This is a genomic window from Luedemannella helvata (assembly GCF_039528415.1).
GTDB classification, from domain to species: domain Bacteria; phylum Actinomycetota; class Actinomycetes; order Mycobacteriales; family Micromonosporaceae; genus Luedemannella; species Luedemannella helvata.
Window position 1 is genome coordinate 30,252 of the sequence record NZ_BAAALS010000013.1, and the last position, 22,233, is coordinate 52,484.

At 71.7% G+C, this 22,233-nt stretch carries 18 protein-coding genes; 6 read left to right on the forward strand and 12 right to left on the reverse strand.

Annotated features, from left to right (window positions below):
* Positions 1 to 49: 49 nt before the first annotated feature.
* Entirely contained in the window at positions 50 to 1,567 is a 1,518-nt protein-coding gene (gene arfA, locus ABD191_RS14675) for an arabinosylfuranosidase ArfA (RefSeq protein ID WP_344081740.1), read from the forward strand.
* A gap of 149 nt (positions 1,568 to 1,716) precedes the next feature.
* On the opposite strand, the gene ABD191_RS14680 is transcribed toward arfA, so the two are convergent.
* The 12 genes from ABD191_RS14680 to egtA all read right to left on the reverse strand — a co-directional run bounded on the left by ABD191_RS14680 (position 1,717) and on the right by egtA (position 16,779).
* Positions 1,717 to 3,168 (reverse strand): family 43 glycosylhydrolase, encoded by a 1,452-nt coding sequence (locus ABD191_RS14680; RefSeq protein WP_344081743.1) that lies wholly within the window; start codon positions 3,166 to 3,168, stop codon positions 1,717 to 1,719.
* A 183-nt stretch (positions 3,169 to 3,351) separates the two neighbouring features.
* Entirely contained in the window at positions 3,352 to 4,272 is a 921-nt protein-coding gene (locus ABD191_RS14685; protein ID WP_344082034.1) for a carbohydrate ABC transporter permease, read from the reverse strand.
* Between the two features lie 5 nt (positions 4,273 to 4,277).
* Positions 4,278 to 5,171: a carbohydrate ABC transporter permease gene (locus ABD191_RS14690; RefSeq protein ID WP_344081746.1), complete on the reverse strand. Its 894-nt coding sequence runs from the start codon at positions 5,169 to 5,171 to the stop codon at positions 4,278 to 4,280.
* Positions 5,172 to 5,244: 73 nt separating this feature from the next.
* Positions 5,245 to 6,540, reverse strand: a complete 1,296-nt coding sequence (locus tag ABD191_RS14695; protein WP_344081749.1) for an extracellular solute-binding protein — start codon at positions 6,538 to 6,540, stop codon at positions 5,245 to 5,247.
* Positions 6,541 to 6,955: 415 nt separating this feature from the next.
* On the reverse strand, positions 6,956 to 8,530 hold the full coding sequence (locus ABD191_RS14700) for a protein kinase domain-containing protein (RefSeq protein WP_344081752.1): 1,575 nt from the start codon (positions 8,528 to 8,530) through the stop codon (positions 6,956 to 6,958).
* A gap of 84 nt (positions 8,531 to 8,614) precedes the next feature.
* The gene (locus ABD191_RS14705) at positions 8,615 to 10,771 is read right to left on the reverse strand and encodes a carbohydrate-binding domain-containing protein (RefSeq protein WP_344081755.1); all 2,157 of its coding nucleotides are present in this window, start codon (positions 10,769 to 10,771) and stop codon (positions 8,615 to 8,617) included.
* 99 nt (positions 10,772 to 10,870) lie between these two features.
* On the reverse strand, positions 10,871 to 12,079 hold the full coding sequence (gene manD, locus ABD191_RS14710) for a D-mannonate dehydratase ManD (protein ID WP_344081758.1): 1,209 nt from the start codon (positions 12,077 to 12,079) through the stop codon (positions 10,871 to 10,873).
* A 72-nt stretch (positions 12,080 to 12,151) separates the two neighbouring features.
* Positions 12,152 to 12,505, reverse strand: coding sequence for an EF-Tu/IF-2/RF-3 family GTPase (locus tag ABD191_RS14715; RefSeq protein ID WP_344081761.1), 354 nt, complete (start codon positions 12,503 to 12,505; stop codon positions 12,152 to 12,154).
* A 23-nt stretch (positions 12,506 to 12,528) separates the two neighbouring features.
* The gene (gene egtD / locus ABD191_RS14720; protein ID WP_344081764.1) at positions 12,529 to 13,497 is read right to left on the reverse strand and encodes an L-histidine N(alpha)-methyltransferase; all 969 of its coding nucleotides are present in this window, start codon (positions 13,495 to 13,497) and stop codon (positions 12,529 to 12,531) included.
* Positions 13,494 to 14,243, reverse strand: coding sequence for an ergothioneine biosynthesis protein EgtC (gene egtC / locus ABD191_RS14725; protein WP_344081767.1), 750 nt, complete (start codon positions 14,241 to 14,243; stop codon positions 13,494 to 13,496). Before egtC ends, egtD begins: the two co-directional genes overlap by 4 nt.
* Positions 14,243 to 15,553 (reverse strand): ergothioneine biosynthesis protein EgtB, encoded by a 1,311-nt coding sequence (gene egtB, locus ABD191_RS14730; RefSeq protein ID WP_344081770.1) that lies wholly within the window; start codon positions 15,551 to 15,553, stop codon positions 14,243 to 14,245. Before egtB ends, egtC begins: the two co-directional genes overlap by 1 nt.
* Positions 15,550 to 16,779: an ergothioneine biosynthesis glutamate--cysteine ligase EgtA gene (gene egtA, locus ABD191_RS14735; RefSeq protein ID WP_344081773.1), complete on the reverse strand. Its 1,230-nt coding sequence runs from the start codon at positions 16,777 to 16,779 to the stop codon at positions 15,550 to 15,552. The genes egtB and egtA overlap by 4 nt, the downstream gene beginning before the upstream one ends.
* 239 nt (positions 16,780 to 17,018) lie before the next feature.
* Between egtA and ABD191_RS14740 the strand changes: the two genes are divergently transcribed.
* The 5 genes from ABD191_RS14740 (at position 17,019) to ABD191_RS14760 (ending at position 22,229) form a co-directional block, all read left to right on the forward strand.
* Positions 17,019 to 18,032 (forward strand): fibronectin type III domain-containing protein, encoded by a 1,014-nt coding sequence (locus tag ABD191_RS14740; protein WP_344081776.1) that lies wholly within the window; start codon positions 17,019 to 17,021, stop codon positions 18,030 to 18,032.
* A 166-nt stretch (positions 18,033 to 18,198) separates the two neighbouring features.
* Complete coding sequence (locus tag ABD191_RS14745) at positions 18,199 to 19,491, forward strand: sensor histidine kinase (RefSeq protein ID WP_344081779.1); 1,293 nt, start codon at positions 18,199 to 18,201, stop codon at positions 19,489 to 19,491.
* Positions 19,488 to 20,141 carry a response regulator transcription factor gene (locus tag ABD191_RS14750; RefSeq protein ID WP_344081782.1) on the forward strand — a complete coding sequence of 218 codons (654 nt, stop codon included), beginning with the start codon at positions 19,488 to 19,490 and terminating at the stop codon, positions 20,139 to 20,141. Before ABD191_RS14745 ends, ABD191_RS14750 begins: the two co-directional genes overlap by 4 nt.
* A gap of 53 nt (positions 20,142 to 20,194) precedes the next feature.
* Positions 20,195 to 21,364, forward strand: a complete 1,170-nt coding sequence (locus tag ABD191_RS14755; RefSeq protein WP_344081785.1) for a hypothetical protein — start codon at positions 20,195 to 20,197, stop codon at positions 21,362 to 21,364.
* Positions 21,365 to 21,488: 124 nt separating this feature from the next.
* Complete coding sequence (locus ABD191_RS14760) at positions 21,489 to 22,229, forward strand: SDR family NAD(P)-dependent oxidoreductase (RefSeq protein WP_344081788.1); 741 nt, start codon at positions 21,489 to 21,491, stop codon at positions 22,227 to 22,229.
* Positions 22,230 to 22,233: the final 4 nt, after the last annotated feature.

The window sequence follows — 22,233 nt, forward strand, 5'->3', positions numbered from 1 at the left end:
TGGAGCGGTGATCACACGCTCGGCAGCCGCACCCGCACGAAGGAGAACCGTGTTCAACGCCTCGTTCGCCCTGGATCCCGCACACGTCGTGGCGCCGGTGCACCGCCGGACCTTCGGCTCCTTCGTCGAGCACATGGGCCGCTGCGTCTACACCGGCATCTACGAGCCGGGCCACCCGTCGGCCGACGAGGAGGGCTTCCGCACGGACGTGCTCGACCTGACCCGGGAGCTGGGCGTCACCACGGTCCGCTACCCGGGGGGCAACTTCGTCTCCGGGTACCGGTGGGAGGACGGCATCGGCCCGGTCGCCGACCGGCCGCGCCGGCGCGACCTGGCCTGGCACAGCGTCGAGACCAACGAGGTCGGCCTCGACGAGTTCGCCCGCTGGTGCGCCAAGGCGGACGTGGAGCTGATGTACGCCGTCAACCTCGGCACCCGCGGCATCGAGGAGGCCCTCGACGTCCACGAGTACGCCAACCACCCGGCCGGTACGGCGCTGTCCGACCTGCGGGTGGCCAACGGCACGAAGGAGCCCCACAACATCCGCATGTGGTGCCTGGGCAACGAGATGGACGGCCCCTGGCAGATCGGCCACAGAACCGCCCTCGAGTACGGGCGCCTCGCGGCGGCCACGGCGCGCGCCCTGCGCGCCGCCGACCCGACCATCGAACTGGTGGCGTGCGGCTCGTCGGGCGCCGCGATGCCCACCTTCGGGTCGTGGGAGGCCACGGTGCTCGAGGAGTGCTACGACGTGGTCGACTACATCTCCTGCCACGCGTACTACGAGGAGCACGACGGCGACCTCGGCTCGTTCCTGGCCTCAGCGGTGGACATGGACCGCTTCGTCGCGGGCGTCGCCGCCACCGCCGACGCGGTCGGCGCCAAGCTGCGCTCCCGCAAGAAGATCCAGATCTCGTTCGACGAGTGGAACGTGTGGTACCTGTCGCGGTTCCAGGCGGAGCCGCCGAGCGCCGGGTGGCCGGTGGCGCCCCGGGTCATCGAGGACCAGTACCACGTCGCCGACGCGGTCGCCTTCGGCGGCCTGCTGATCTCCCTGCTGCGCAACAGCGACCGGGTGACGGCCGCCTGCCTGGCGCAGCTGGTCAACGTCATCGCGCCGATCCGCTCCGAGCCGGGCGGCCCGGCCTGGCGGCAGACCACCTTCCACCCGTTCGCGACGACCTCCCGCCTGGCCCGCGGCAACGTCCTGGCCGTCACGATGGACGCGCCCTCCTACGAGACAGCGCGCTACGGCGAGGTACCCCTGGTGGACGCGGTCGCCACCCACGACCCATCGTCCGGCGACGTGTCGGTCTTCGCCGTCAACCGCGACCAGTCGTCGCCGGCCGGAGTCACCGTCGACCTGCGTGCCTTCGGCGGCTCGTTGACGGTCGCCGAGGCGTGGACCCTCGCCGACGACGACCTGCGCGCCAGCAACACGGTCGACGCGCCCGACCGCGTCACCCTCCACCGCACGCCGGACGTCACCCTCGACGGCACGCTGCTGCGGGTGCCCCTCCCGCCGGTCTCCTGGACGGCCCTGCGGCTCTCTCCGCTGACCGACTAGATGATCTGTTCCAAGGGGTTGACCCGGGCCGTGGCCGAGGTGACGGTAGCCCTCGCGTGGCCGCACGGACGTTTTGTGGACATTTTGTGGAACCGCTGTGGAACTGATGATGCACAACGGTTCCGGCGACGAGGTGCCTCGACGGCCACTCAGTAGACGAAGGGCCAGCCGGCCCCGTCGTACCCGATGCGGTTGATCCCGAGGTAGGACGCGCCGCTACTCGTGTAGTAGTGGTAGACCAGCACGTCGCCGTCGTTGTCCCTGATGACCGCCTGATGACCGGGGCCGATGACGCCGCCGTGCGTGGCGAGCACCTGCGTACCGCCGCCGGCGGTCATGGCGACCCCGTTGCGGTCGGTGTACGGACCCGTGACGCTGGTCGAGCGGCCGACCATGATGCGGTAGGTGCTGTTGGCGCCCTGGCAGCACGTGTCCCACGAGACCCAGAGGTAGTAGTAGCCGCCGTGCTTGAAGATGAACGGCGCCTCGATGGCGGTGGTGCCGCCGCCACGGGCCGCGATGGCGCGCACGGTGGTGTCGGAGCGCAGGCCCGTACCCGGGTTGAGCGCGATGAGCTTGAGCCCCGACCAGAACGAGCCGAAGCTCAGCCACCAGTTGCCGGCGTCGTCGACGACCAGGTTCGGGTCGATCGCGTTGTAGTTGGAGCTCGATGTGGTCTCGATGACCAGGCCGCGGTGGGTCCAGCTGCCCGAGGCGCCGGTGGGGCTGGTGGCCAGGAAGATCGCCGACCGGTTGGAGCCGAACGTCGAGGCCGAGTAGTACATGTAGTACTGGCCGTTGTGGTAGGAGATGTCGGGCGCCCACAGGTTGGCGCTGCCACCCGTGTAGGTGGTCGTCCACGACGCACCACCGGGGAACGCGGCGCCGGCGTTGCGCCAGGTCGTCCTGTCCGTCGAGGTCTTCAGCTGAATGTTCGTGCCGGTGTGGGCCGCGATGTAGGTGCCCGCGGGCGTCTTCACGACCGTCGGGTCGTGCACGCCGGTGTCGCCGTTGACGACACCCGGGTTCGGGTACGACGCGGGCGGGATCGTCGGCGTGGCCGGCCCGGTCGTGACAGGCGCCCGACTCGTCACGACCGCGCTCGTCAGCGGCGCCCGCGTGGTCTGCGGCGCCTGGGTGGTCCGCGGGGCGGTGGTGGGTGCCGCGCCGCTCGTCGCGACGGCGCCGGTGCAGGTGACGCCGTTGAGCGCGAAGTTCGTGGGTACGGGGTTCGAGCCGGACCAGCTGCCGTTGAAGCCGAAGCTGGTGCTGCCGCCCGTCGGGATCGACCCGTTGTAGCTCACGTTCTTCGCCGTGACGTCCGCGCCGGCCTGGGTCACGGCCGCACTCCACGCCTGCTGGATGGTCTGACCGGCGCCGAACGTCCACGTCAGCGTCCACCCGTTGATCGGGTCGCCGAGGTTGTTAACGTTCACATCGGCGCCGAAGCCGTTGGGCCACTGGTTCGTCACGCGGTAACTCACGGCACAGCCGGCCGCGGCGGCCTGGGCGGACACGGCGACCACGACACCCGTGCCGGCGACCACGGTGGCGGCGAGCCCACCGGCCAACAGCGCGACTCGTTGGGGCGTTCGCAACATGCGCTCTCCTTCGGTGCCGACCGCTCCGCGACTCATTCATCATCATCGAAATGATGAGAACGCAGCCAGCGTGACGCCGCGGGCACCAAAAGGCAAGCGCCTCCTCGACAGGGGCGCTGGACAGCGCACAACGGCGTGGCCGGCGACCGGACGGTTCCCGGTCGCCGGCCGTGCCGCCCGCGGTCAGCGGCCGAAGCCGGCGGCGATGCCCCTGAGCAGGTACCGGCGACCGAACAGGTAGAGCACCAGGACGGGGACGGCCGAGAGCACGACCGCCGCGAGGAGGCCGGGGACGTCCGTGCCGTACTGGTTCTGGAAGTTCCACAGGCCGAGCGGGAGCACCCGCCGCTCCGGGCTCTGCGTGAGGACGAGCGGGAACAGGAAGCCGTTCCAGCCGCTCAGGCCACTGAAGATGCCGATCGTCACCAGGCCCGGGCGCGCCATCGGAAACACCAGGTTACGGAACACCCGCACCGAGCCCGCGCCCTCCACCGTCATCGCCTCGTACAGCTCGTTGGGGATGTCGCGCAGCGTACTCGTCAGCACGAGCACGGAGATCGGCAGCGCGAACGCCACCGTCGGCAGCACGATCGCGGTCGGCGCGTCGTAGAGGTGCAGCCGCGTGATGATGAGGTAGATCGGCACGATGACGGCCTGCGCCGGCACCGCGAGCCCGAGGAGCAGGGCGCTGAACATCCAGCGCACCGGCCGGCTCGTCCCCCGCACGATCGCGTACGCCGCCGGTAGCGCGAGGGCCAGCACGAGCACGACCGTGGCGGTCGTGACGATGAGGCTGTTGAGCAGGAAGGTGGCGAACCCCAGGTCGAGCACGCGGCCGTAGTTCTCCAGCGTCAGGTCGCTGGGCATCCGGAGCGCGCCCTCCTCCAGGTACGCGTCCGAGTTCCGCAGGCTGTTGATGACGATGTAGTACAGCGGCACCGCCACGATGATGAGCCAGATGGTCGCGGCGACGCCGGCCGGCACGTTGACCCGGCGCAGGAAGCGCCGCACCGGACCTTTCGGCGCCTCGCGACGGCGGTGCAGGGTGCGCGTGGGCGCGGGCGGGCGCCCGGTCGTCGCGGCATGCCGTGGGCGGTCGTACATGGTACTCACAGGCCCTCCCGCGTACTCGACATCCGGTGGTAGCCCGTCACCCGGGCGATGGCGATGGACAGCGCCGTGCCGACCGCCACCATGACGACGGAGAGTACGCTGGCGTAGCCCATGTCGAAGCCGACGAAGCCCTTCACGTACATGTGCAGGGGCAGCACCCGGGTCGCCGTTCCGGGACCGCCGCCGGTGAGCAGCAGGATCGACTCGAAGTAGGTCAGTGAGCCGATCACGATGAGGATCGACGAGGCGACCACCGTGTGCCGCAGCTGCGGCAGCGTGATGGAGAAGAACTGCCGCCAGCGGTCCGCGCCGTCGATGTGCGCGGCCTCGTACAGCGTCCGCGGGATCTGCCGGGTCGCGGCCTGGTAGATCAGCGCGTAGAACGGGATGAACTGCCAGGTCAGGACGAACGCGACCGTGTAGAGGGCGAGCTGGCGGTCGCCGAGGAAGTTACCGTCGTCGACCCCGACGAGGTTGCCGATCGTCACCGCCAGCCCGAAGTTCGGGTCGAGGATCGACAGCCAGGCCAGCGCGATGGCCGCGGTGGACAGCAGCAGCGGCACGAAGAAGATCGTGGACAGGATGGCCCGGTTGCGTTGCGAGCCGGCCGCCCACACGCCCAGCAGGAGCGACGCGGGGGTCTGCAGAAGCCAGCACAGCACCGCCAGGACGAGCGTGACCCGCACGCTGCCGACGACGTCCGGGTCGTCGAACAGCCGCGACCAGTTGGCCCAGCCGGTCCACTTCGGTTCGCCGAGCCCGTTCCACTCCGTGAAGCTCAGGTACACGACGGCGAGGATCGGGAGGATGCCGAAGATGCCGAAGAAGATGGCGGCGGGGGCCGCCCAGATCGCGCCGGGCCGCCCCCTGCCGAGAATGCCTTTACTCACGCCGCCACCTCCGCCGCTCCCCGGCGGCGGCACGGGTCATTCCCGCGCCGATGATCCGCCCGCTGACGCCCGATCATTTCGCCTTCTCCATCGCCTCGACGAAGCCCTGCGGCGAGATGTCCCTGAGGAAGAGCTTCTGCAGGTTCGTGTTCAGCTCGGCGCCCGCCGACGGGCTCAGCGCCTGGTCCCATGACTGCGTGAACGTCGGAGCCTTCACCGCCAGTTGGTAGGTGAACGTCGTGAACTCCGCGTTGTGGGTGCCGGCCAGCTTGTCCTCCACGCCCCGTACGGCTGGCACCTGGCCCGCGGCGATGAGGTCCGCCACGTAGTCGTCGGACGCGAGGGTCTCGACCACGAAGCGGGTGGCCGCGTCCGCCGCCGGTGAGTCCGACCGCACCGAGAAGTAGTTACTGGGATTGCCGACGACCGCGCGGGGGTCCCCCTTGCCACCGGTGACCTCAGGGAACGTCACCCAGCCCAGCTCACCGCGGGCGAGGAACTTCGGGTTGTTGGCCGCCTGGCTGCCGTACTCCCAGCTGCCCATGAGGTGCATGGCCGCCTTGCCGGTGGCGAACAGCTTGGACGCCCCGCTGTTGTCGTAGTTGACCGAGGCGAAGTTCTTGCCGAACGCGCCACGCGCCGCGAGGTCCTGGCACATCGTAAGAGCCTGCAGGACGGCCGGGTCGCGCCAGGCGCCCGCCTTGCCGGCCGCGATGGCGGCGAACTTCTCCGCCCCGCCCACCCGGTCGAGCAGGTATTCCAGCCACATCAGCTCGGTCCAGCCCTGCGAGCCGGCGAGCGCGACCGGCGTGATCCCGCGCGCCTTGAACAGCTCGACGAGGGCCAGCAGGTCGTCATACGTCTTCGGCGGCTGGACGCCGGCCTCCGAGAAGACGCGCTTGTTGTAGAAGAGGATGACCGGCTGGATGCCGTTCATCGGGATGCCGTACTGGTGACCATTGATCTTGCCGACGTCGAGCACGCTCGGCAGGAAGCGCTTGGCCACCTCGGGTCGCACAGCGAGCGCGTTCGTCAGGTCGCGCACCTGGTTGGCCTTGACGAACTGGGCCAGGTTGCCGCCGCCCCAGTTGAAGAACACGTCCGGCGCGTTGGGCGAGCCCATCGACACCTGCAGCTTCTGCTTGTACGCGTCGTTGGCGTACGTGGTGAGCGCCGCGCGGGTGCCGGAGGCGGCGTTGAACTGCTCGATGCCGCGCTTGATGATCGGTTCGTTGGCGGGATCCTGTAGGGCCCATACCTGCAGCCCTCCTCGTACGGGTCCGGAGGTGCCGCACGCGGAGCTGAGGACGAGCGCCATACCGGCGGCGGCGCTCGCGATGGTCCGGTAGATCCCTGAGCGGTGACGCATACGCGCACCGTCCTTCCGTGGCCGCGGACAGGTCGTCAGGAACGACGGAAAACTTCCGGGCATGCCGAGGGGTGGGCAGGCGCCGAAAGATTTCGTGAATGGAAACTTAGAGTTTCGTAAAGGATCACGTCAATCGCGGACGTGTTTCATTACGGTCACGACAAGCCTGGAAGAAGGCCAGGGGCAGTTTCGGTGTTTGTCGATATGTTTCGGTCCTGCGGCCATACGAGGTGTGGCCAAAATATCCCATGTCATCGATGAACCGCACGTATTCGCAGCTCACACGTTCCTTAAGCGGTTCATGTGACAGAACCGTTTCTATCGCTTGTCAGATCGCGTTCTGACCTCGCGACACCTGGGTTCCGAGTGGAGAGCGATCGTGCCGTCTACCAGGTCGCGCGGCCCGGCCCGGCCCCTACTTCGGCTTCTTCGCGGGCTCCGCAGGCCCTTCCGCCGCTGGCGGCTTCTTGGGTCCCTTCGGCGCCGGTTCGGCCTTCTTCGGGTCCGGCTTCGGCGCCTTGGCCTCGTCAGCCGGCTCCGGCTTCGGGGGCGTGGGTTGCGGGTAGGCGACCGGCCCCATCAGCCGCACGTCGCACGGGATCTCGTCCACCGAGAACTCCTGCGGCATCGGGTTCGCCCGCCCGTACGTGCCGTGGAACTCGTACGTCGCCTGCCGGCCCGCGGCCAGCTCCTTCTTGATCGGGCCCACCGACACCGCCGAGCCCGTCTGGGTGAGATGCGAGCCGACGGCGCGCTGGTCGCTGGGATAGCGGAACGACAGTGTCCAGTCGCGCAGCGGCTGCGCGCCCGTGTTGATGACGGTGACCTGCCCCGCGAACCGACGGCCATCGTCCGTGCGCGTCTGGTAGACCGCCTGGCAGGAAGGACCGGCCGACGGCGCGACCGTGGGCGGCGCGGCGGACCCGCCGGCCTGCTGGTCGTCCAACGCCGACGCCCCCGCCATGGCGGCGACGATCGCGACCGCGGCGGTACCCGTCGCCACGGGCCACAGCCACCGCCGACGATCCGCGGCCAAGCTCGACTCCGTCGCGGTCTCCCTCGTGAGCACCTCCGCCCGACCGGAGGCCCTGCGGTCGCCGAACGGGAGCGCGACGAACGCCGTCTGGTCGCCGTCGGAGCTACGTTCCGGCTCGGCGCCCGGGATCGCGGCGCCGGCCACGCCGGGCATCGCGATCAGCTCACCCGCCACGTCGGCGGCGGCCGGGCGCTGGTCCGGATCCTTGACCAGACACCGCTCGACCAGCGTGGTCAGCTCGATCGGCAGGGTCTGCCCGGCCACGTCCGGCAACGGCCGTGGGTCATCCTGCAGGTGCGCGAGCAGCATGGCGGTCTGGCCGTCGACCTGCCACGGCAGGGCGCCGGCGACCGCCTGATAGAGCAGCAGGCCCAGCGCGTAGACGTCCACGGCCGGGGACGCGGGCTTGCCCGAGATCCGCTCCGGGGCCAGGTACGCCGGGGTGCCCATCACCTCGGCGGACGTCTCCTCCGCGCCGGTGATCGTCGAGATGCCGAAGTCCACGAGCTTCGCCCCGGTGGGCGCGAGCACCACATTCGCGGGCTTGACGTCGCGGTGCACCAGCCCGCGCGCGTGCGCGGCGGCCAGTCCCGCCGCCACCTGCGCCACAACTGCCGCCGCCTGGGTCCACGGCAGTGAGCCCTTGCGCAATACCTCCCGCAGTGACGGGCCGTCGATGAGCTCCATCACCACGTACGGCATGACCGCGTCGTTGGCGTCGATCCACTCCCCGTAGTCGTGGACCACGCTCACATGCGGGTGCGCCAGGCGCGCGGCGGCGCGGGCCTCCTCGCGGATGCGCCGGCGGAAGTCAGGGTCCTCAGCAAGATCGGAGGTGAGTACCTTGACGGCCACCGCGCGCCCGAGGACCTCGTCGAACGCGCGCCAGACCACCGCCATGCCGCCCGTGCCGATCAGTTCGACCAGCCGGTACCTGCCTCCGAGGATCTGCATTCTCCTAGCCTGCCCAGCTTCGCTGGTCCTACACCTGACCGTGGCGAGGCGGGCCGGTCAGTCCGCCTCGCCACGGTCGCGCGGTCAGCTGGCGGCGCAGCTCACCGTCGGCGCGCTGTTGGTGCCGTTCCACGAACCGAGGAACCCGAACTCCGTCACCGCACCGGCGGCGAGGCTGCCGTTGTACGAGACGTTGCGGGCGGTGATCGCCGACCCGCTACTGGTGATCGTCGCGCTCCACGCCTGCGTGACCGTCTGGCCGTTCGCGTACGTCCAGGTGACCGTCCACCCGGAGATGGGGGCCGAGCCGGCCGTGACGCGGACGCTCGCCTGGAAGCCGCCCTGCCACTGCCCCACGATCGCGTACGTCGCGGAGCAGCCGCCCGTGCCGGCGGCCGAGGTGATCACCGGTCGGGTGGTCACCGCGCCGGGCGTGGTGGTCACCGGCCGGGTCGTGGTCGCCGGCCGGGTGGTCGTCGCGACCGGGCCGGTCGTGGCGGCGCCGCTCGTGGGCTGGGTGCCCGTCGTGGTGCCGCCCGCCGTCACCGTGCCGACCTGGCTGGCCCCCGACAGCGTGCCGCCCGTGTAGAGGCCGCCGCCGATGCTGGTGCCGCCGGCCGTACCGCCGGTGTAGATCGCGTAGGTCGTGCCCGGGACCAGCTGGTACGAGGAGAACACGATCCGCTGGAACGCCTTCGTCGAGCGGAACGACACCAGCTCCGTGCCCGACGTGGTGGCGATGTGGATCGTGGTGTTCGCCGCCTGCCGGGCGCCGAACGCGTACGCGATGCGGCCCTGGCCGGCGGCGGCGATCGTGCCGGTCGAGGCGCTCAGGCCGCTGGCGAACACCAGCCCGCCGGTGATGCTCAGCGTGCCGTTGGCGTCCAGGCCGCCCTCGCCGAAGGCGCTCGTGGCGGAGCCGGCCACGACGACCGTGCCGCCCGACAGCGTCATCGATCCGTTGGAGTCGAGTCCGTCGGTGCCGCCGTCGGCCACGACCGTGCCGCCGGTGACGCGGATGAACGCGTTCGGCGCGACCTGGAACTCGTTGACGCCCTCCTCGGCCGCGTTGAACGCGTCGTCGGTGGCGATGGCCCTCACGTAGCCGCCCGAGACGGTCAGCTTGAGCGCCTCGAGGCCTTCGACCGACTTGTTGACGTTGATCGTGCCGCCGAGGACGTTCAGCTCGTCGTCGGCGTGCAGGCCGTCGTCGTTGGTCGCGACCGTGATCGTGCCGCCGTCGACGATCACGTCGGCGTTGGAGTGCAGGCCGTCGTCGGCCGTGTCGGTGTTCACCGTGCCGTCGCTGACCACGACGCTCACGCCGCCCTTGAGGCCCTTGGTGGAAGTGTCGGTCACGGCCGCGGAGCTGCCGCCGCCGGCCGTGATCGTGGTGGAGCCGCCCTGGACGATGACATCGGACTCAGCGGAGAGGCCGTCGCCGGACGCGGTGACGTTGATCGTGCCGGCGTTGACGCTGACGTAGCCGGCCGCGGCGCTGCCGTCGGTCGACTTCAGGCCGTCCGAGCCGGCGTTCACCGTGATCGCGCCGCCATCGACGACCAGGTAGTCCTTGCCCCGGATGCCGTCGTCCCTGGCGGTCACGCTCAGCGTGCCGGAGTGGATGATCAAGCCGTCCTTGCTGGCGATGCCGTCGTACGCGTTGCCGCGCACGGTGAGTGAACCGGTGCCCGCGATCGTCAGGTTGGCCTTGCTGAACAGCGCGGCGTCGGGCTCGGTCGTGTCCGGGTCCGGGTACACGTAGGTGGTCGCGTCGGACAGCGTGTTCGTGGTGCCGGCGTTGAGGAAGACCAGCGCCTTCTCGGCGGCCTGGATCTCGAACGGCGCGGTCGTGGAGTTGGTGATCGTGGCGCCGTTGAGGAGCACCCGCACGATCCCGGAGCCGGGCGAGTTGACCACGATCCGGCCGTTGGTGAGGGTGCCCGTCAGCTGGTAGGTGCCGGCCGCCGTGATCGTCACGGTTGTGCCGCTGATCGACACGTTGGCGCTGGCGGCGCTCGCGCCGCTGCCGTTCAGCGCGACGGGGACGACGTCGGAGGCGTTCCAGACGTAGTCGGCGTCGGCGTCGTGGTCGGCCACGTTCGCGGCCAGCGCGGTCTGCGCGGCGGTGGTGGCCGCCTGGGCGGCCGGGCTGCCGAGGACTGTGGTGATGGCCCAGCCAGCCAGGACGGCCGCGGTCAGCGTGATCGTCGCGGCGGATTTGACACGGGGACGTTGCATCGTCGATTCCTGCCCTAGGGGATGAGGCGCTGTCGACCACAAGAATAATCGACAAACTTGAATGGCAGGATATCGCAAGCTACTTGATACTCAAGTGCGTCACCAGTTGTGCATAGTGCCGTCCTCCAGCCGGTTCACCGGCAGCGACGCGGGGCGGTAGGGATACTTGGCGGCAAGGTCCTCGTCGATGTCGACGCCGAGGCCGGGCGCCTCGGACGGGTGCAGGTATCCGTCTGCGAAGTGGTACCCGTGCGGGAAGACCTCGTCGGTGGCCGGCGTGTGGCGCATGTACTCCTGCAGGCCGAAGTTGGGGATCGCGAGGTCGAGGTGCAGGGCGGCCGCCATGCAGACCGGGGACAGGTCGGTCGCGCCGTGCGAGCCGGACCGCACGTGGTGCAGCGCCGCCAGATCGAAGATCCGGCGCAGGTGGGTGATGCCGCCGGCGTGCACGACCGTCGCGCGGATGTAGTCGATGAGCTGCTCGCGGATCAACTGCTCGCAGTCCCAGATCGTGTTGAACACCTCACCGACCGCGATCGGCGTGGTGGTGTGCTGGCGGATGAGACGGAACCCCTCCTGCAACTCGGCGGGGACCGGGTCCTCCATCCAGGTCAGCGCGTACGGCTCGAGGCTGCGCCCCAGGCGGGCGGCCTCGATCGGGGTGAGCCGGTGGTGCACGTCGTGCAGCAGCTTGAGGGTCGGCCCGAACTCCTCACGCACCCGCGCGAAGACGGACGGGATGAACGACAGGTACCGCTCGGTGGACCACGCGGACTCGGTCGGGATGGCGGCGTCCGCCGGCTCGTAGAACAGCTTGTCCTTACCGACGCCATAGGTGACCGGTAGGCCCGGAATACCGGTCTGCACCCGGATCGCCCGGTATCCGAGGTCCACGTAGGAGGCCACGGCCGTGAGCACGTCGTCGACCGTGTCGCCGTTCGCGTGGCCGTAGACGGTCACGCCCTCGCGCGACCGGCCGCCCAGCAGCTGGTAGACCGGCAGGCCCGCCACCTTGCCCTTGATGTCCCACAGGGCGGTGTCGACGGCCGCGATCGCGCTCATCGTCACCGGGCCGCGCCGCCAGTACGCGCCCCGGTAGAGGTACTGCCAGGTGTCCTCGATGCGGGCCGGATCGCGGCCGATCAGGGTCGGGATGACGTGCTCGGTCAGGTACGCGGCGACGGACAGCTCGCGGCCGTTGAGCGTCGCGTCGCCGACGCCGGTCACCCCCTCGTCGGTGACGATCTTCAAAGTGACGAAGTTGCGGCCCGGACAGGTGACGATGACCCTGGCGTCGACGATTCTCACGGGCAGGAGCATAGACGCGCGTGACGCCCCTGCGGGGACCACCAGGTCCGCCGGCGGTCAGTGTCCGGTCGTCTACCGGGCCGCACGCACGACATCGCCGCGCGCGATGTCGTCCGGGGTCAGCTCCTTGAGGAGCAGCCCGACGGCCTCACCGGCCACGGCCCGGGTCGGCAGCTTCCGCGCCCGCTCCACACCGGCGACCGCCACGTTGACGGCGGCCTTCCCCGCCCGTTCCACGGTCACCACGCTGCCGACCTCGACCGTTCCCGCCTCGATCGTGCCGGTGACGACCAGTCCACGTCGCCGGATGAAGAACACGTCCTCCACGACGAGACGGAAGTCGGACGCCATCGGCTCGGGGACGGGCACCCCACCCTGCTCGGGGATCGAGAAAAGGTCTGTGTCACGCCGCCGGAACAATCCCATGCGGTCACGGTAGCCGTCGGACGCTAACCGCCCGCGCGGGCGAGCGCGACACCGAAGCGGGACTGCGGGTCGGTCCACCAGTGGCGCGGCTCGAAGCCGGCCGCCGCCAGCTCACCGGCCAGGCCCGCCGGCCGGAACTTGGCCGACACCTCCGTACGCAGCTCCTCGCCCGATTCGAAGCTCACCGCCAGGTTCAGCTCGCCGACGGTCACCGACATGGCGCGCTCGGCACGCAGGCGCATCTCGATCCACTCCTCGTCGGGGTTCCACAGCGCGACATGGGCGAAGGCCGCCACGTCGAAGTCCGCGCCCAGCTCCCGGTTGACCACGCGCAGCACGTTGCGGTTGAACTCGGCCGTGACGCCGGCCGCGTCGTCGTAGGCGGGCACCAGCACGGCCGGGTCCTTGACCAGGTCGGCGCCCAGCAGCAGCCACTCCCCCTCGTCGAGCACGGCGCGCAGGGCGCCCAGGAACGCGGCCCGCTCCGCCGGCAACAGGTTGCCGATCGTGCCGCCGAGGAAGGCGACGACCCGGCCGCCGCCGCGCGGGATAGTGCCCAGGTGCCGGGTCAGGTCGCCGACGATGCCGTGCACGGCCAGGCCCGGGTAGTCCCCGGTGAGCCGGTCGACCGCCTCGCGCAGGGCCGCCACGGACACGTCCAGCGGCACGAACGCGCCCAGGGTGCCGTGCGCGAGCAGCGCGTCCAGGAGGAGCCGGGTCTTCTCCGACGAGCCGGAACCGAGTTCCACGAGCGTCTTCGCGTCCGTGATGCGGGCGATCTCGCCCGCGCGTTCGGCGAGGATGGCCCGCTCGGCGCGGGTCGGATAGTACTCGGGCAGGCGGGTGATCTCCTCGAACAGCTCGCTGCCCCGGGCGTCGTAGAACCACTTGGGCGGCAGCCACTTCGGGTCGGCGGCCAGGCCGGCGGCCACGTCGTGGCGCAGCGCGGCGGTCAGGTCGGACTCGTCGAGGTGAATGTCCAGCTCGGTCATGGTCTCCCCAGGTCGGTGATGTCGACAGTGGTCGCGGTGGCGACGAGCAGGTGCCCGTCGGGAACGGTCCGCCAGGCGGGGTCGTCGTCGAGCGGCTCGGAGCTGACCAGCACCGAATCGGGCCGCGCGCGCACCGACAGGGCGTGGCCCAGGGTGGTCGCGGCGACGCGTACCCCGTCGGTGAGCAGCAGGTTGAGGCGCGAACCCGCAGCCGCGGCCACCACCTCGACCACGGTCTCGGCCGCGGCCCTGTCCAGCGGGACGCCGGCGCGCAGGCGGTCGCGGACGAGCGCCCACAGCAGGGCCGCGTCCGTGGGCGCGTCGAGGGTGAGCAGGTCGCGGGTGGGCAGCCGGGCGGCGAGCCCGGTCACCGAGTCGGGCCAGCCGGCCACGACCCCGTTGTGGCTGAACAGCCACGGCCCCTCACCGAACGGCGCGGCGGCGTGCTCCGTCACCGGCATTCCCACCGTGGCCGAGCGCACGGCCGCCAGCACCGCCCCCGCGCTGGTCGCGGCGGCCAGCGCGGGCAGCGTCGGATCGCTCCACAGCGGACCGGCCCGGCGGTAGCGCACGGGCGTCGTGGCGCCCGGCGGATACCAGCCCACGCCGAAGCCGTCCGCGTTGATCGTGCCGCCGCCGCGCATGTCGCGGGGCGCCCACGACTGGCGGGCCAGCGCGTGCGGCGCGTCGAACAGCAGCGCCGACAGCGGCGCGGGCGGTCCCAGGTAGGCGAGGTGCCGGCACATCAGCCCAGCTCGTCGGGGCGCAGGTCGCGGGCGCAGCGGAAGCCGCTGAAGATCTGCCGGCGGATCGGGTAGTCCCAGTTGCGGAAGGTGCCCCGGCACGCGGCCGCGTCCGTGCCGAACGAACCGCCGCGCAGCACCTTGTAGTCGGGGCCGAAGAAGACCTCCGAGTACTCCCGGTAAGGGAAAGCGACGAAGCCCGGGTACGGCCGGAAGTCGCTCGACGTCCACTCCCACACGTCGCCGATGAGCTGGTGCGCGCCGAGCGGCGAGGCGCCGTCCGGGTAGGCGCCGACCGGGGCGGGCGACAGGTGGCGCTGGCCCAGGTTGGCGTGCTGCGGGCCGGGCGGTTCGTCGCCCCACGGGTAGCGCCGCGACCGGCCGGTGGCCGGATCGTAGCGGGCGGCCTTCTCCCACTCGGCCTCCGTGGGCAGGCGGCGGCCGGCCCAGGCCGCGTACGCCTCGGCCTCGAAGAAGCACACGTGCACCACGGGCGCGTCGGGTTCGATCGGCACGGTGCGGCCGAACCGGGTGTGCGCCCAGCCGGCGCCGTCGCGGACCCAGTGCTTCGGGGCGACCAGGTTCGCCTCGTGCCGGTGCGCCCAGCCGGCGGGGCTCCACCAGCGCGGGTCGTCGTAGCCGCCGTCGGCGATGAACCGCTCGTACTGGCCGTTCGTGACCGGGGCCGCGTCGATCGCGAACGCCTTGACGTCGACCAGGTGGGCGGGCCGCTCGTTGTCCAGCGCCCACGCCTCGGTGCTCGTACCCATCTCGAACGGGCCGCCGGGGACGATGACCTCGCCGGCCACGGGCGTGCGGGCCCGCGGCGGGGGCGGCGCGTCGAGCACCGGGGCCCCCGCGCGCAGCTGGTGCGTGGCGAGCATGGTCTCGTCGTGCTGCTGCTCGTGCTGCACGATCATCCCGAACGCGAAGCCGTCGGCGACCAGCGGCCGGCCCTCGTCCAGGCGCACCCGGTCGAGAACGTCGAGGGCCTTGTCGCGCACGGTCGCCACATACGCCCTGGCCTCGGCGGGGTTGAGCAGGGGCAGGGTGGGCCGGTCGCGGCGCGGGTGCTTGAACGCGTCGTACAGTTCGTCGATGTCGCGGCGCACGGGCTCGCGCCCACCCAGGTCGCGCACCAGCCAGAGTTCCTCCTGGTTGCCGACGTGCGCGAGGTCCCAGACGAGCGGTGACATCAGCGGCGAGTGCTGGCGCACCAGGTCGGCGTCGTCGACGGCCTCCGTGAGGACGGCCGTGCGGGCCCGCGCGTTCTCCAGTTGCTCGGCGACGTGGGTTCTCAACTGTTCGGTCATGTCGTGTCCTCCTGAGGGCGCAGGCGTCGGTCGACGATGTCGTGCACGAGGTGTTGGGCGGCTGTGGACAGGCCGGTGCGGTCCAGCCGTCGTCGGGCCAGGTCGAGCAGGTCACCGGCCGCCTGCCGGACGGCCGGGTCGGCCACGCCGGCGAGGGCCGCGTCGCGCCACCGGCCGGCCGCCGGCTGCGCGGCCGCGCGGGCGCGGTCGGTGGTGGTGTCGTCGGCCAGCAGCGCGGCGACCACGGCCGTCGGGGCGATCCACTCCGCGCCGGGCTGCGCGTCGAGGTAGCGCACCTCCAGGTAGCCGCGCGGGCGTACCGGCGGGAACAGGGTGCCGAGGTGGTAGTCCAGATCGTCCACCGTGGGCGGACGGGGCAGCGCGCCGCCGATCCAGTCGGCGAACGTGACGCCGCGCGGCGGGTGCCAGTCGTCGCCGTCGCGGCGAACGCACAGCAGCGGCGCCGCCAGCGCGTAGCGTGCCCACGCGGCGGCCGGGTCGGCGCCGTCGACCGGCACCGGGGCCGTGCGGGCGGGGTCGATGGCGAACCAGGCCGCCATCCGGGCCGACGCCCAGCCGGTGTCGCGGCCCGCGTGACAACGGGCGGTGGCGAACGCGGCCACCAGCGCCGGTCCGATCTCGTGCAGCGCCGCCCACCGCGCCCGCGCCTGGGCCGGCGTGCCCGCATCGATGCAGACCTGCAGGCCGGCCGTGCTGCACATCATCGTGCGGCCGTCCGGGCCGCGCGCGTCGAAGAACCGCTCCATGGCGGCGTAGCGCGGAGTGTCGACGAGACGGCGGGGCGGCCGGTGCGGATCGATGCCGGCGGTGCCGAGGGTGAGACCCGCAGCGGCGAGGTGGCCGGTCAGGTGGCCGAGGTCCGCGGTGACGGCCTCGTGCAGGTCGCCCAGCGTGCGGGCGGGCGACGAGGAGATCTCGACCTGTCCGCCGGGCTCGACGGTCACCAGACCGCCGGCGGGCAGTGGCTGTGCGGGGCCCGTCGCGCCGAGGGTGGCGGGGGCGTGGGCGCCGAGCGCGGCGCGCAGGGTTGGCACGTCCAGCAGGGTGGCCGGGGCGTCGGGGTGGTGGACGGTCCACTCCAGTTCGACGCCCACCCGGCTAGGAGGGCCGGTCTTGAAACAGATCCGCGTGATATGACCTTCAGCATCGGACACGTCACTCAGCGTGACGACGTCGGGCGTGGTGCTCCGGATCACGGTTGCCATCGCTCCCCCTGGGTCGACTTCCATCGACGCTACCCCGGTTCGCGGGGCGCACACCCATCCGAACACACGGGTCCGACGAAACGATGCCCCCGCGTCCATATCACGGGATCGATGAGCCGGAACCGCCCTCGCGCGACGTTCCTGCCACGGCGTCCAACCGCGTCCAAGAACGTCGGCGGCCACGGCCCGAGCGGCGCACACTCGCCAGCACGGGTCGTCCGTACCCTTTGGAGAGTCACATGAAATTCCACCACCCGGGGCGGCGCCTCGCCGCCCTCGTGGTCGGCGCGCTCGGCGCCGGCCTGCTGGCCGCCCCGGCGGCGGCCTCGACCGCCCTGCCCACGCCGGGCACGCCCGTCGCCACCACCGTCACCACGACCAGCATCACGATCACCTGGGCCGCGTCGGCGGGCCCGGTCGCCGACTACACCGTCCAGTTCATCGAGGGTCGCACGGCGTGGCGTGACCTCGCCACCACCGGCGCGACGACCTTTACCCACCATGGACTGACGCCCGACAAGGTCTACGAGTACCGGATCGTCGCCAACCCCGTGGCCGGGTCGGGCTACACGACGAGCGCCCCGTCGGGGTACATCTTCGTGACGACCGCGCCGCTGCCGGACACCGTCGCGCCGACGGCCCCGGGGACGCTGATGGCGCTGTCGGTCACCACGGTCAGCGCCACCATCAGCACCACGGCGGCGGCGACGGACAACAACCGGGTCGCCGCGTACTGGGTGCAGCGCGAGGTCGACGGCGTCTGGACGGACTGGGCGACCAACAACATCACCTCCGTCTACCTGCGCGACCTGCAGCCGGCCACGTCGTACACGGTCGCGATGGTCGCGGTCGACCCGAACGGCAACCGGTCGCCGCGCTCGGCGCCGCTGACGTTCACCACGCGGGCCGCCACGCCTGCGCCGACCTGCAGGGTCCAGCTCACCACGTTCGGCCAGCAGTACATGCTGTCGGTGATCGTGGAGAACATGACCGCGGCGACGGTCCTGGCCAACTGGACGGTCACGTTCACCCTGCCCGCCACCCACACGATCAACAGCAGTTTCGGCGGCGCGCCGGTGACCCGCGTCGGCACGCAGGCCACCGCCACCCCGGCGGCCTACCAGGCCACCCTCAATCCGGGCGGCACCGCCCAGTTCGGACTCTTCGCGACCTACCCGGCCGGCTCGGGGCTGCCGTCCGGGTTCGCGCTCAACGGCGCCGGACTCGCCCCGGCAGCCTGCACGACCGCGTGACGACCCGGTGAGGGGCGCGCGCCGACGCGCCCCTCACCGGCCACCCCCGCCGCCGCGGCGATCGAACCGACCATGCGCGGCACGGATCGTGGACTATGCCCGACTCATGGTCGGCTGCGGGATTCCGACACTTGTGGGCCGTGCGTACCGGCGCGAGCATGCTTGCGTGAACCCGTACCGGTGGTGGCTCATCCGGGCCGCCGCCGTTGTCCTCGCGAGCGCGCCGGTGCTCCACCCGACCGTTCGCTCGCCGTGGGAGACCGCCGTCCTCGCCGCCGTGGGGCTCGCACACGTCGAGGTGGGGGTGCGGATGTGGCGGACCCGGCCGGACAGCGCCGTGGGCGCGGTCATGTCCGCCGCCGGCCTCGTCTGGCTACTCACCACGTGGGACCGCGCCGACGTGCCCGCGCTCGGGGCCGGCGGCCTGGCGCTGAGCGTCTGCTACGACCCGATGGTGCTGCACTGCGCGATGCTCATGCCGGCCGGCCGGCTGCTCACCCGCGCCGACCGGCTCATCGTCGCGGCGGCGTACCTCTACTGGCCGACGACCATCGCCGGCTACTGGCTGCTGGCGGGCGGCGGCGAACTCACGGTCGCCGGGCTGGTCGCCCTGCGCGGGAGCACGTACCCCGTCGCCGTCGCCGCCGGGCTCCTCATCGTCTTCGTGGTGCGCTACGCGCGAGCCGGCTCGCGTGACCGGCACGCGTTCGCTCCCCTGTGGACGGCCACGTTCATCCGCGCGGGCACCACCGGCGTGGCCACGTCGGCGGCCTTCGCCGGACAGTCCTGGGCGACCGCCGTCTTCGCCGCGGGCGCCGGACTCGTGCCCCTGGGCGCCGCCATGAGCCTCACCCGCAGCCATCGCCGCGACCTCATCGAGGCCGGAGACGCGGCGCGCCAGCGGGTCGAGCGCGACGTGCACGACGGCGTGCAGCAGCGGCTCATCGCCGCCGCGCTGCTGCTGCGCCAGGCCAGCCGCGCGGGCACGCCCGACCGGGAACTCGTCGCGCGCGGCGCGGCCGAGGTCGAGACGGCCGTCGCCGAGTTGCGCGCGCTCGTGCGCGGCATGAACCCGCCCGAACTGGTCCGCTACGGCCTGCCGGGGGCGGTCGCCGCGCTCGCCGACCGGGCCAGCGTGCCCATCACCGTCGACGACCGGCTCGGCGGGGTCGAGATCGACGAGCAGGCCGCGGTCGCCGCCTACTTCGTCGTGGCCGAGGCCGTGACGAACCTGGAGAGGTACGCGCACGCGAGCGCCGCCACCGCGACCCTGGCCACGGCCGGCGGCCGGCTGGTGGTGACCGTGCGCGACGACGGCGCCGGGGGCGCCGTCACGGTCCCCGGCGGCGGGCTGGCCGGGCTGCGCGCCCGCGTCGAGTCGTGCGGCGGCACGTTCGAGGTGACCAGCGGGCCCGGCACGACCGTACGGGCGAGCCTGCCGCTGGGCGGTGCCCGGTGACCCGCGTCGTCCTGGCCGACGACGCCGTGCTGCTGCGGACGGGGCTGCGCCGGGTGCTGGAGGCGGAGGGCTTCGAGGTGGCCGCCGAGGCCGGCGACGCCGAGGCGCTGCTGCGCGCGGTCGACGCGTACACCCCGGAGCTGGCCATCGTGGACATCCGGATGCCGCCGACCTGGACCACCGAGGGGGTGCGGGCGGCCGCCGCGGTGCGGCGGCGCCACCCTCGCGTGGGCGTACTGCTGCTGTCGCAGCACATCGAGCGGCGCGAGGCGCTGGCGGTGCTGGAGCACCGCGGCGCTGGCGGCGTCGGGTACCTGCTCAAGGACCGGGTCTGCGACATCGACGCGTTCGTCGCCCAGGTGCGCCGCGTCGCGGCCGGGGGCACCGCGATCGACCCGCTCGTGGTGGCACAGGTGCTGCGGCGGCCGGCCGCCGCGTCCGGCATCGCGGTGCTGTCGGCGCGCGAGCGGGAGATCCTCGCGCGGATGGCCGAGGGGCGGTCGAACGCCGGGGTCGCCGCCGAACTGCACCTGGCCGAGCGCACCGTGGAGACCCACGTACGCAGCATCTTCACCAAGCTCGGGCTGCACGAGGAGCCGGACACCAACCGGCGGGTGCTGGCCGTGCTCACCCATCTGTCGGCGGCCTGACGCGGCCTACGTGCTAGCACTGATGCCCAGGTCAGGTCCCCTTTCCTAGCGTGATGAGCATCAACGTCTCACCAGAAAGGGTCGTGGACATGGTGCTCACCACCACCAGACGCGCGGCGGCGCTCCTCCTCGCCGTCGCGGCAGCTCTCCTCGCGGCGCTGCTGGCCGCGCCCAGCCCCGCGCAGGCGTCCGTGCTCGGGTTCAAGGGCGTGCAGGCCGGGCAGGGCTGGGTCGACTTCAACGCCGACGGGCGGGCCGACTACTGCCGGCTCACCGACGCGCCCGTCTGCACGCTGTCGACCGGTACCGGCTTCGGGCAGAGCTGGTCCGGGCCGGGCCTCGACCTCGGCTACACCGCCGGCCGGGCGTGGACCGATTTCAACGGCGACGGGCGGGCCGACTACTGCCGCGTCGTCGGCGGCGTCTACCAGAGCGTGCAGTGCACGATCTCGACCGCCGACGGCTTCGGCGCCACGTACGGCTCGAACACGATCGACGCCGGCTACGACGCGGGGCGGGCCTGGGTGGACATCAACAACGACAACCGCGCCGACTACTGCCGCGTCGTCGGCGGCTACCAGCTGGCCTGCCTGAGGTCGACCGGTGCGGGATTCGAACCCACGTCGATCACCTCCGGCTCGATCGACCCCGGGTACGACGCGGGGCGCACGTGGACGGACATCAACAACGACAACCGCGCCGACTACTGCCGGATCGTGGGCGGCTCCAACAAGTACGCCCAGTGCACGCCGAGCACCGGCACCGGGTTCGGGCTGGCCGTCAGCTCCAACGCGCTCGACCCGGGCTACGACGACAGCCGGCGCTGGGCCGATATCAACAACGACAAGCGCGCTGACTTCTGCCGCATCGTGGGCCTGTGGAGCTACTCGATCACGTGCACGGTGTCCAACGGCGCGTCGTTCGGGTCCACGTACTCGTCGGGCCTGGACACCGGGACCGCCGGCACCAGCGTGTGGGCCGACGTGAACAACGACGGCCGCGACGACTTCTGCCGCAAGGTCGGCGGGACGGCCACCTGCACCCTGTCGCAGGGCACCAGCTTCAGCGGGCACCTCAGCGCCAACACGAGCAACTGGGACACGGTCGGCTTCGCCGACTTCAACGGCTCCGGCGGCGCGGACTTCTGCCACGTCGTGTCCGGCGTGCCGTCCTGCACGGTGTCGAACGGCGGCTCGTTCGGCACGCGCTACGGGCCGCTGTAGCCGGAAGACCTCGACCGGGCCGGCGCCCCCCGGGGTGCCGGCCCGTTCTGCCGTGCGGACCCCGGCCGCGCCGGTAAGATGGCGGACGAGTCGGGCATTTCACCCAGCACGACAGGGGAACGACATGGCCGGAGAGTTCACGGGGAAGAGCGCGTTCGTCACGGGTGCCGCGTCGGGCATCGGCCTGGCGGTGGCCCGCAAACTGGCCGCCGGCGGCGCGCGGGTGGCCCTCGCCGACTACAACGCCGACGGCGTACGTGAGGCCGCCGCCACCATCGAGGGCGCCCTACCCATCCAGCTCGATGTGACCGACGCGGCGGCAGTACAGGTCGCCGTCGAGCAGACCGTCCAGGCCTTCGGCGGGCTGCACCTGGCGGTCAACAACGCCGGCATCGGCGGTGAAGCGGCGATCACCGGCGACTACGACATCGACGCCTGGCGCAAGGTCATCGACACGAACCTCAACAGCGTCTTCTACTGCCTGCGCTACGAGATCCCGGCGATCAAGGCGGTCGGGGGCGGCGCGATCGTCAACATGGCCTCGATCCTCGGCACGGTCGGCTTCGCCTCCGCGCCCGCGTACGTCGCCGCCAAGCACGGCGTCGTCGGGCTCACCCGGACGGCGGCGATCGAGCACGCCGGCGACAACATCCGGATCAACTCCGTCGGGCCGGCCTTCATCGCGACGCCGCTGCTGTCCCATATGGACGATGCCACGCTGCAATACCTGGTGAGCCTGCACCCCACCGGCCGGCTCGGCACGCCCGAGGAGGTCGCCGAGCTGACGGTCTTCCTGCTGTCGGACCGGGCGTCGTTCATCACGGGCAGCTACCACCTCGTCGATGGCGGCTACACGGCCCGCTAGCCTG